The 10,658-nt window shown below is 71.8% G+C and carries 10 protein-coding genes; 3 read left to right on the top strand and 7 right to left on the bottom strand.

Features of this window, described 5'->3' with window-relative positions; translation table 11 throughout:
* The 4 genes from ACY34I_RS34335 to arc form a co-directional block, all read right to left on the bottom strand.
* The coding region (locus tag ACY34I_RS34335) for a nuclease/transposase family protein (protein WP_462759313.1) at nt 1-723 on the bottom strand (723 nt) is incomplete at its 3' end.
* 189 nt (nt 724-912) lie between these two features.
* Nucleotides 913-1,119, bottom strand: a complete 207-nt coding sequence (locus ACY34I_RS34330) for a ubiquitin-like protein Pup (RefSeq protein WP_462759312.1) — start codon at nt 1,117-1,119, stop codon at nt 913-915.
* 105 nt (nt 1,120-1,224) lie between these two features.
* A complete protein-coding gene (gene dop / locus ACY34I_RS34325) occupies nt 1,225-2,742 on the bottom strand; it encodes a depupylase/deamidase Dop (RefSeq protein ID WP_462759311.1) in 1,518 nt (505 codons plus the stop codon).
* Nucleotides 2,743-3,000: 258 nt separating this feature from the next.
* The gene (gene arc / locus ACY34I_RS34320) at nt 3,001-4,782 is read right to left on the bottom strand and encodes a proteasome ATPase (RefSeq protein ID WP_148799615.1); all 1,782 of its coding nucleotides are present in this window, start codon (nt 4,780-4,782) and stop codon (nt 3,001-3,003) included.
* Nucleotides 4,783-4,960: 178 nt separating this feature from the next.
* Between arc and ACY34I_RS34315 the strand changes: the two genes are divergently transcribed.
* The gene (locus tag ACY34I_RS34315) at nt 4,961-5,254 is read left to right on the top strand and encodes a ferredoxin (RefSeq protein ID WP_462759317.1); all 294 of its coding nucleotides are present in this window, start codon (nt 4,961-4,963) and stop codon (nt 5,252-5,254) included.
* Between the two features lie 56 nt (nt 5,255-5,310).
* Here the strand turns inward: ACY34I_RS34315 and ACY34I_RS34310 are convergent, their stop codons facing one another.
* The 3 genes from ACY34I_RS34310 to ACY34I_RS34300 form a co-directional block, all read right to left on the bottom strand.
* On the bottom strand, nt 5,311-5,883 hold the full coding sequence (locus tag ACY34I_RS34310; RefSeq protein ID WP_148799617.1) for a hypothetical protein: 573 nt from the start codon (nt 5,881-5,883) through the stop codon (nt 5,311-5,313).
* 365 nt (nt 5,884-6,248) lie between these two features.
* A complete protein-coding gene (locus ACY34I_RS34305; RefSeq protein WP_462759310.1) occupies nt 6,249-7,223 on the bottom strand; it encodes a tRNA (adenine-N1)-methyltransferase in 975 nt (324 codons plus the stop codon).
* A complete protein-coding gene (locus tag ACY34I_RS34300; RefSeq protein WP_462759316.1) occupies nt 7,220-8,371 on the bottom strand; it encodes a M50 family metallopeptidase in 1,152 nt (383 codons plus the stop codon). The genes ACY34I_RS34305 and ACY34I_RS34300 overlap by 4 nt, the downstream gene beginning before the upstream one ends.
* A gap of 72 nt (nt 8,372-8,443) precedes the next feature.
* Here ACY34I_RS34300 and ACY34I_RS34295 point away from each other — a divergent pair, with 72 nt between their 5' ends.
* Together ACY34I_RS34295 and ACY34I_RS34290 are read left to right on the top strand one after the other, a co-directional pair.
* Complete coding sequence (locus tag ACY34I_RS34295) at nt 8,444-9,355, top strand: RecB family exonuclease (protein ID WP_462759309.1); 912 nt, start codon at nt 8,444-8,446, stop codon at nt 9,353-9,355.
* Nucleotides 9,356-9,431: 76 nt separating this feature from the next.
* A complete protein-coding gene (locus tag ACY34I_RS34290; protein WP_462759308.1) occupies nt 9,432-10,625 on the top strand; it encodes a sensor histidine kinase in 1,194 nt (397 codons plus the stop codon).
* Nucleotides 10,626-10,658: the final 33 nt, after the last annotated feature.

Here is a 10,658-nt window from a genome sequence, read left to right as displayed (position 1 = left end):
GGCCTTCAGCAGCCGCTTGGCCGATTTGGTGCCGATACGCTGAAGTTTGGTCCGCAGCCGCTGGTTACGGTGCCTGACCCGATTCAGCCCTTTACCGCAGTGCCGAGTTCCGTCGTTGATGGTGGCGATGTTCGCGATACCCAAGTCAACGCCCAGAAACCCGTTGGGCTCTTTCACCTCGACATCGCCGATGTCGCAGGTGGCGTACAGAAACCACTTGCCGTCACGGTGCACAAGGTCCGACTCGCCCCGCCGGTGCGCCACGAGAGTCACGTATTGCTGTGGCGAACACCCGAACCGCACTCGTGTCAACCGGCCGCTGACGGCCCAGATGGACACGGTGTGGGCGGCAAGCTGCCAGGACAGGCAGCGGTCATCGAACGGCTGCGCGGCATCACGCCGGAAATGGATCGGCTTCGACTCGGCCTTGACGCGGCGCTTCGACCCGGGCTTGCCGAGGTTGCCGGCCTGGATGTTGGCCCTCAAGGTGGCGTACGCACCAGCGACCTTACGAGCGACCTGGATCGCGGGCTGCGCCGACAGACCCAGGGCCTTCAAGCGGCCATAAGTGAGCCGCTGGAGTTCCCGCTTCGCGTGAATCCCCCGCTGGAACGCCTCAACCGAGGCGAGGTTCGCACCGTCGTTGCACAACTCCAGCGTCGCGGAAAGCGCCGCCTCCTGGACGGCATCCGGGTACAGCCGAACCTGCACGACGATCTTCACGTCCACACTCTACCTTCTTGCCCATCGGCCGCCTGGGGTCACAGTCGCACGCCGCCGGGTCGTGCGGCGGAGCAACCCTCGGCGTGATCCGCGATTACATCGAGAACCAGAAACGTCAGGGCCCGTTCCGGTGCCGGCGGGGCTACTAGCGTGTCGCACCCAACTCGCTAGGCAAATCGGATATTTCTCTCACTCACCCCCCTTCTGCACATATCCCCTCACGAACTCCTCTGCGTTCTCCTCGAGGACGGAGTCGATCTCGTCGAGCAGGTCGTCGACGTCCTCGGTGATCTCGGCGTGCCGCTCGGCAACCTCGGGGTTGGCCTGCGCGGTGACCTCTTCAACTTCTTCGTGCGCCTTGCCGTGCTGGGTCTGGCCGCCTTCTTGGGTCGCCATGGTTGCCTCCTCCACGATCGCCTGCGATCAACTTACCTCGCGCGGACGACGAAAAGCCCGCCGCGCGCCGGGTTCCGGCACGGGACGGGCTTTCCGGCATCCGGCTCAGCCGCCGGTGAGCGTCTCCAGCAGGTCCTTGGCGCTCTCGCACCGGTCGAACAGCGCCCCGACGTGCTTGCGGGTGCCCCGCTTGGGTTCCATCATCGGCACCCGGACCAGCGACTCCCGGCCCACGTCGAAGATGACCGAGTCCCAGCTCGCGGCGACCACCTCGGAGGCGTACTGGGCCAGGCAGCGGCCGCGGAAGTAGGCCCGGGTGTCCTCCGGCGGCTCGGTCATCGCGGTGCGGGACTGCTCCTCGGTGAGCAGCGTCTTCATCGCGCCGCGGGTCACCAGCCGGTGGTAGAGCCCCTTCTCCGGCCGCACGTCGGAATACTGCAGGTCGACCAGTTGGAGCTTGTGCGCGCCCCAGCTGAGCTTCTCCCGCTCCCGGTAGCCCTCCAGCAACCGCAGCTTGGCCACCCAGTCCAGCTCGTCGGCGCAGAGGAAGGCGTCCCGGCCGAGCCGGTCGAGCACGCTCTCCCAGCGGTCGAGCACGTCGGCGGTCTGCTCGTCGACGTCGGCGCCGTACCGGTCGTCCACGAAGGACCGGACCCGCTCCAGGTACGCCCACTGCACGTCCAGGGCGGTCAGCTTGCGCCCGTCACGCATCCGCATGAGGTGCTTGAGGGCCGGGTCGTGGCTGACCGCGCGCAGCTCGCTGACCGGGTCGGCGATGCCGAGGTCGGGGCTGAGCGCCTTCTCCTCGATCATCGTGAGGATCAGCGCCGTGGTGCCGACCTTGAGGTACGTGGAGATCTCCGACAGGTTGGCGTCGCCGATGATGACGTGCAGCCGGCGGTACTTGTCGGCGTCCGCGTGCGGCTCGTCGCGGGTGTTGATGATGGGCCGCTTGAGGGTGGTCTCCAGCCCCACCTCGACCTCGAAGAAGTCCGCCCGCTGGGAGATCTGGAAGCCGCTCTGGCCGCCGTCCTGGCCGATGCCGACCCGGCCGGCGCCGCAGACCACCTGCCGGGTGACGAAGAACGGCGTCAGGTACGCCACGATGTCGGCGAACGGGGTCTGCCGCCGCATCAGGTAGTTCTCGTGCGCTCCGTAGCTGGCGCCCTTGTTGTCGGTGTTGTTCTTGTACAGGTGGATCGGGTGCGTGCCCGGGATCGTGGCGGCCCGCCGAGCCGCCTCGGCCATCACCCGCTCCCCTGCCTTGTCCCAGCGCACCAGGTCAAGGGGGTTGGTCACCTCCGGGGTGGAGTACTCCGGGTGGGCGTGGTCGACGTACAGCCGGGCCCCGTTGGTGAGTATGACGTTGGCCAGGCCCAGGTCCTCGTCGGCGAGTGCCTCGGCCGGGTCGTACGCGGCGCCGGAGTAGGTGAAGCCGCGGGCGTCGCGCAGCGGCGACTCCTCCTCGTAGTCCCACCGGGCCCGGCCGCCCCGGTTGAGTTCGGGGCGCGCCCCGTAGGCGTTGACCACCTGGGAGGAGGTGACCATCGGGTTGGCCCCGGCCTGGCCGGGCACGGAGATGCCGTACTCGACCTCGGTGCCCATGATCCGTCTTACGCTCATCGACCTGCCCGTCCACTCGCCGTCCCAGTCCCCCCGTCACGTCGAGCGTAGTCGTCGTCATGCGGGAAGGGGGCGTGGCGGCCCGGGGCGTACGGCGTGGCGGCGCACGGCACCGCCTTGCTCCGGTCGGCGTCGGCGTGCGGCATCAGGGCACTGAGCATGATGGTTCGCTCGCTGCGCTCGTTCAGGGCGGGGTCGGGCGCGGACGGCGGAGGCCCGTGGCGCGGCGCGCCACGGGCCTCCGGTCGTGCGGTCGGACTACAGGTACTGGCCGGTGTTGCTGGCGGTCTCTATCGACCTGCCGGCCTCGGCGCCCTTGCCGCCGGAGACGAGCGTGCGGATGTAGACGATCCGCTCGCCCTTCTTGCCGGAGATGCGCGCCCAGTCGTCCGGGTTGGTGGTGTTGGGCAGGTCCTCGTTCTCGCGGAACTCGTCGACGCAGGCGTCGAGCAGGTGCTGCAGCCGCAGCCCCTTGTGCCCGGAGGTGAGGAACTCCTTGATGGCCATCTTCTTGCCCCGGTCGACGATGTTCTGGATCATCGCGCCGGAGTTGAAGTCCTTGAAGTAGAGGACTTCCTTGTCGCCGTTGGCGTAGGTGACCTCGAGGAAGCGGTTCTCCTCGGTCTCCGAGTACATCCGCAGTACCACGGCGTCGATCATCGCCGCGACGGTGGCCTGCGGGTCGCCGCCGTGCTCGGCCAGGTCGTCCGCGTGCAGCGGCAGGCCCGCGAGGATGTACTTGGAGAAGATGTCCTTGGCCGCCTCGGCGTCCGGCCGCTCGATCTTGATCTTCACGTCGAGCCGGCCGGGGCGCAGGATCGCCGGGTCGATCATGTCTTCCCGGTTGGAGGCGCCGATGACGATGACGTTCTCCAGGCCCTCCACGCCGTCGATCTCGCTGAGCAGCTGCGGGACGATGGTGTTCTCCACGTCGGAGGAGACGCCGGAGCCGCGGGTGCGGAAGACGGAGTCCATCTCGTCGAAGAACACGATCACCGGGGTGCCCTCGCCGGCCTTCTCCCGCGCCCGCTGGAAGATCAGCCGGATGTGCCGCTCGGTCTCGCCGACGTACTTGTTGAGCAGCTCAGGACCCTTGATGTTGAGGAAGAAGCTGGTGTGCTTCTCCTCGCCGCGCCGCTCGGCGATCTTCTTGGCCAGCGAGTTGGCCACCGCCTTGGCGATCAGCGTCTTGCCGCAGCCGGGCGGACCGTAGAGCAGGATGCCCTTCGGCGGCCGGAGCTGGTGCTCGCGGAACAGGTCGGAGTGCAGGAACGGCAGCTCCACCGCGTCGCGGATCTGCTCGATCTGCGCCTGGAGGCCACCGATGTCCTCGTAGTCGACGTCGGGCACCTCCTCCAGGACGAGCTCCTCGACCTCGCTCTTCGGGATCCGCTCGTACGCGTACGCCGAGCGGGGCTCGATCATGAGCGAGTCGCCGGCCCTGATCGGGCTGCCGATCAGGGTCTCCGCGAGGTGCACGATGCGCTCCTCGTCGGAGTGGGAGACCACCAGCGCCCGGTCGCCGGGGGCGCCGCCGGGCCCGGCGAGCACCTCCTTGAGCATCACCACCTCGCCGACCCGCTCATAGCCGAACGCGTCGACGATGTTGAGCGCGTCGTTGAGCAGGACCTCCTGCCCACGGCGCAGCTCGTCGACGTCCAGCGAGGGCGAGACGGCGACCCGCAGCTTGCGCCCGCCGGTGAAGACGTCCACCGTGCCGTCGTCGTGCTTGGCCAGGAAGACGCCGTAGCCACTCGGGGGCTGGGCGAGGCGGTCGATCTCCTCCTTGAGCGTCACGATCTGCGCGCGAGCCTCCTTGAGGGTGCTCACGAGCCGCTCGTTGTTCTCGGTCAGCCGCGCCAACTGGGCCTGGGTGGCCGCCAGCCGCTCCTCGAGCTGCCGGACGTGTCGGGGGCTTTCGGTCAACTTGCGCCGCACCAGGGCGAGTTCCTCTTGCAGGAACGCAACCTGCGTGGAGAGATCGTGGGCCTCCTTCTCCCACCGTGCGGCGCGCGAGTCCGCGTCGTCGCTGCGTGCCACGTCCCACCTCCCCGGGGGGCTTGAACGTTCTGAGCTAACACTAGCCGCTGTGAGCCCGATTCGGTCCTCCGCAACGCGCCCGTCACCGAAGCTTGATCGCCAAGGGCTGGTCAACGGGCGGGTACGGGCGTTCGGGTACCGTCGGGCCGTGGGACGGGAGAACATGGGGGGTGCACCGGTGGCGGAGGTCGCGACGGACCAGCTCGAGGTCTGGGTGGACCAGGATCTCTGCACGGGCGACGGGCTGTGCGTGCAGTACGCGCCGGAGGTCTTCGAGTTCGACGTCGACGGCCTGGCCTACGTCAAGGGGGCCGACGGCGAGCTGCGGCAGGCCCCGGGCGCCCGGGTGGACGTGCCGGAGCACCTGCGCCTCGAGGTGATCGACTCGGCGAAGGAGTGCCCGGGCGAGTGCATCCACGTGGTACGCGCCGGCGACGGCGTCGAGGTGGCCGGGCCGGACGCCGAGGACTGACCGGCGACAGTCGCGCGGTGCGGGCCGGGGACGGACGTCCCCGGCCGCCGCCGTCTCTACAGCAGGGGCCGGCCGACGACCGAGGCGACCAGCCGGGCGAACTCCTCCAGTCGGGCGATCTGCCCGGCGCCCCCGTCGTCGAGGGTCTTGCCGAAACGCAGCGCGTCGTGCCGGGGCGCGCCGCCGATCTCGTCGCCGGGCGGCGCCTCGTCCAGCGAGCTGAGCAGCAGGTAGACGTCGATGCTGTCGACCCGGACCTCGCCGCCGTCGGTGCGGGTGAGCCGCCGCCGGCAGCCCACCTCGGTGATCGTGGAGACCGGCACCACCCGCAGCGAGGAGGTCATCGACCCGGGCGGCCCCTCCCCCGGCGGCACGTCCTCGCCGTGCCAGAGGATCAGGCGGCTACCGTCGCAGACGACGACCTCCTGCCACACCCCGTTGACCTCGTTGACGAAGCGTTCCAGGGTGAACCCGAGCACGGAGGCGCCGCGCAGCACCCCGCCGAGGGCCTCCAGGGCGATGTCCGGGTCACGCAGGTACGCCCGGGCGGCCGACTCCAGGTCGGCGTAGGGCGACCAGTCGGGGAAGACCGCGGGCAGGTCACCGTTGCCGTAGCCGGGGCTGCTCATGCCGCCACCTCCCCCATTCCGCGCCACCGCCGATCCCGCTCGCTCATGCCGGCACTCCGCTGCGCTCCGTGCCGTCATGAGGCTCCACGGCACTGTGCTGATGATTCGCTCGCTGACGCTCGCTCATGCCGGCACTCCGCTGCGCTGCGTGCCGTCATGAGGCACCAGGGCACTGTGCTGATAATTCGCTCGCTGACGCTCGCTCATGCCGGCACTCCGCTGCGCTGCGTGCCGTCATGAGGCACCAGGGCACTGTGCTGATGATTCGCTCGCTGACGCTCGCTCATGCCGCCGTCTCCGCCCGTTCGGTGTCGTCCCGCGCCGGACACATGATCCGCCCGCTCATGCCCGTCCGTGCCGTGGGGTCACCCCTGATCCGGCTCCTGCTCCGGCCCGGCCGCCGCCTGCCGGGCCGCCTCGGCCTCGCGCAGGGCCTGCCGGCGCTGGACGTACGCCTCGGTGCCCTTGCTGGGCTTGCGGCGCCGCGGCGGGGCGGTGACCCCCGGGGCGAGCTTGCGCGCGGAGACCAGGAACGCGGTGTGGGCGATCATCCGGTGGTCGGGGCGCACGGCCAGCCCCTCGGCGTGCCAGTCCCGGACCAGCGACTCCCAGGCGCGCGGCTCGGTCCAGCCGCCGCGCTCACGCAGCGCCTCGACCAGCTCGGACAGCTGCGGGGTGGTGGCCACGTACCCGATGAGGACGCCGCCGGGGACGAGCGCCCGCTCGACCATGTCGAGCATCTCCCACGGGGTGAGCATGTCCAGGATGATCCGGTCGAATCCGGTCTCCCGGCACTCGGCGACGTCACCGACGTGCAGCCGCCAGGCCGGGTGCGGGCCGTTGAAGAACGCCTCGACGTTGCGCTCGGCGATCTTGGCGAAGTCGTCCCGCAGCTCGTACGAGTGCAGCTCGCCCTCCGTGCCGACGGCGCGCAGCAGCGAGCAGGACAGCGCGCCGGAGCCGGCGCCGGCCTCGAGGACCTTCGCACCGGGGAAGATGTCGCCCATCATGACGATCTGCGCCGCGTCCTTCGGGTAGATCACCTGGGCGCCGCGCGGCATGGAGAGCACGTAGTCCGACAGCAGCGGCCGCAGGGCCAGGAACGCCGTGCCGCCGCCGGCGGTGGTGACCACGCTGCCGTCGGGCAGGCCGATCAGTGTGTCGTGCTTGAGGATGCCTCGGTGGGTGTGGAACTCCTTGCCGGGCTCCAGCGTCACAGTGTGCATCCGGCCCTTCGGGTCGGTCAGCTGCACCCGGTCGCCGGGACGGAACGGCCCCCGGTGAACGGGGGGCAGCGCCGGGGCGGCGGGGTCGGCCGGGACGGCGGAGGAATGTGTCACGTGTTCGTCTTCCGTTTGGGTTCCAGGAGCTGAGCCAGATCCGCGATGTGCAGAACGCCGACGACATCTTCGCCTGCCGTCACGACGTACTGTGCGCCCGGGTGGGTGCGCACGGTCTCCATCACGCGTTCGCCGTCCGCGCCGACCGGCAGCGCCGGCAGGCTGTCCAGGTCGCGGGCGACCGCGTCCACCGCCAGCCAGGGCCGCCGTTCCGGGGGTACGGCGGCGACCCGGGCCGGGTCGACCAGGGCGACCGGCCGGCCGGCGGAGTCGACGACGGTCAGCGCGGCGTCGGGCGCCGGTCCCTCGGCGCGGCGGCGCTGCGCCTCGGCGAGGGGGGTGCCGCTGGGCACGGGCAGCACCGGGCGGGCCAGCCGGGACAGGTCGACCAGCGGCAGGCGACGGCTGATCCGGGCCATCCGGATGGACTGCCCGGCCCCGCGCCACAGGGTGACCGCCACCAGCAGCATCAGCGGCAGGGCCAGCGGCGCGATCGCCCGGCGCAGGGTGAGCAGGACGACCAGGGCCACGGTGGCGACGGCCACCGCCCGGCCCACCCAGCCGGCCACCTCGGTGCCGCGGTGCCGGTCCCGGGTGAGCGCCCACACGGCGGCGCGCAGCGCCCGCCCGCCGTCCAGCGGCAGCCCGGGCAGGCTGTTGAACACCGCGACGATCACGTTGCTCACCGCCAGCTGGAAGGCGAGCTGGTGGGTGATGGTGCCGGCGGGCAGCGCGAGGGTGGCCGCGACGGCGGCGGCGCCGAGCACCGCGGAGACGGCCGGGCCGGCCAGGGAGACCAGCAGTTCCACCCGTGGGTTGGGGGCGTCCCGGTCCATCTCGGTGTACCCGCCGAGCAGTTCCAGGGTGATCCCGCGCACACCGATGCCGTACCGGCGGGCGGTCAGGGCGTGCCCCAGCTCGTGCAGCAGCACCGAGCCGAGCAGGGAGACCACGAAGCCCAGGCCGACCAGCCAGCCGCCGAGGTGGCCCACGTCGAGCTGCCGCCGGGCGAGGCTGGCGTAGAGGACGGTGACGACCAGGGTGAGCAGGAGCATCGAGGCGTCCGCGCGCAGCGGCACCCCGAACACCCGACCGATGGTCAGCCCGGGCCGGCGCGGTGGTCGGGACCTGTGCTCCACCGGATCGATGCTACGCGGCGCCGATCATGCGCCGGTGCGGCGACGGTGGCCCTGTCACACCGGTGCCCTACCCTTCCGGGCATGACGGCGGAACCGGTGATCGACACGCAGGACCCCCCGGCCTCGGCACTGGCGCCCACGGTGCGGGCGTCGCTGTCCCCGTCGCGGGCGGCGGACTTCAAGACCTGCCCGCTGCTCTACCGGTTCCGCAGCATCGACCGGCTGCCCGAGCGCCCCACGGTCGAGCAGGCCCGGGGCACGCTGGTGCACGCGGTGCTGGAGCGGCTGTTCGACCTGCCGGCGGCGGCGCGCACCCCGCAGTCGGCGGGCGACCTGGTCGCCCCGCAGTGGGACCGGCTGGTCACCGAGCAGCCGGAGCTGGCCACGCTGTTCGCCGCGGATGACCCGGCCGGGGTGGCGGAGTTCCTCCGGTCGGCCGCGGCGCTGCTGCAGGGCTACTTCGCGGTGGAGGACCCGCGCCGCCTGGAGCCGGCCGAGCGGGAGGCGTTGATCTCCGCGGTGGTCGACGAGGAGCTGCTGATCCGCGGCTACCTGGACCGGCTCGACGTCGCCCCGGACGGCGCGCTGCGGGTGGTCGACTACAAGACCGGCGGGGCGCCGCGGGAGGCGTTCGAGGCGCGGGCGCTGTTCCAGCTCAAGTTCTACGCCCTGGTGTTGTGGCGCACCCGGGGCGTGGTGCCGCGGGTGTTGCGGCTGCTCTATCTCAAGGATGCCGAGGTGTGTGACTACACCCCGGACGCGGAGGAGCTGCTGCGGTTCGAGCGCACGGTGGTGGCGCTCTGGCAGGCGATCGAGCAGGCCACCGAGCGGCAGGAGTTCCGCCCCCGGCCGAGCCGGCTCTGCGACTGGTGCAGCCACCAGGCGCTCTGCCCCAGCTTCGGCGGGACCCCGCCGCCGTTCCCGGCGGCCGGCGCGGGTGACCCGCTGACCGACGCTCGGTCCCGGCCGGCCGCCCCCGGCGCGGACGAGTGATCCTCCTTCTCACGGAGGAGGCCGGGTTCGGCATCGGCGACGAGGGCTCGCGCCGGGCGGCGGATACCGTCGTGGCATGACCAACCGGGTGCGGGCGTGGGCCCGCCGTCGACCGCTGGCCGTCGACGCGTGCTCGGCGGTCGCCCTGATGGTGCTGGGGGCGGTGTTCCTGCTGCTGGCGCCGCCGGAGCTGCGGCCCGCGCAGCTGTGGTCGGCGGTCGGCTGGAGTGCGCTGGGCGCGGTCCCGGTGGCGCTGCGCCGGGTAGCGCCGTGGCCGGCGGTGGGTGCGGCGGTGGCCACCCTGGCCGTGCCGGTGCTGGTGCGGCACGCGCCGGCCACCCAGGGCCTGGTCTTCCTGGTGCTCACCTACACGATGGCGGCGCACCAGCGGTCGCGCCCGGCCATGCTCGCCGCGGCGCTGTTGTGGGTGCCGGTGGTGCTGGTCAACCTGCTGGTGCCGCTGCACGGCGTGCTCGACACGGGTCCGGCGTACCTGGTGCTCAACAACCTGCTCAGCGCGTCGGTGGCGTACGCGGTGGGCCGGGCGGTGCAGACGCGCCGGCAGTCCACCCGGATGCTGCGCGAACGGGCCCGGTTCGCCGAGGCGAGCCAGCGGTCCCTCGCCGAGCAGGCCGTCGTCGACGAGCGGCGGCGTATTGCGCGGGAGCTGCACGACGTGGTCGCCCACCAGGTCAGCGTGATGGGGGTGCTGGCCACCGGGGCGCGCCGGGTGTTGCGCCGGGACCCGGACGCCGCGGACGAGGCGATGGCCACGGTCGAGGAGACCGGCCGGGCCACCCTGCGCGAGCTGCGCCGGCTGCTGGACGTGTTGCGCACCGACGCCGAACCGGCGGCCGAGCTGGCCCCGCAGCCGGGCCTGACCGGCATCGAGGCCCTCGTCGAGCAGGTCCGGGAGGCGGGCCTGCCGGTGACGCTGCGGGTCGACGGCGCGCCCGGGCCGCTGGAGGAGGGCGTGGCGCTGACCGTCTACCGGATCGTGCAGGAGGCCCTGACCAACGCGCTCAAGCACGCCGGCCGGGCCACCGCGGTGGTCCGGCTCACCGTCGCCGACGGCTTCCTGGCCGTCGAGGTCACCGACACCGGCCGCGGCCCGGCGCCGGTGACCGACGGGATCGGGCACGGCCTGGTCGGCATGCGGGAACGGGTAGCCCTCTACGGTGGGATCCTGCGGACCGGTCCGCGACCGGGCGGCGGCTTCCGGGTGTACGCGCGGATCCCGCTCGAGTCCGCCGGGGCGGTGCCGGCGTGACCGCTCCCGACCTGGCTGGCACGACGAGGGACG

It is taken from the genome of Micromonospora sp. RTBAU3-60, assembly GCF_054963695.1.
Note: the sequence above shows the minus strand (reverse complement) of the source record. Positions and strands in the feature narration are given on the sequence as shown.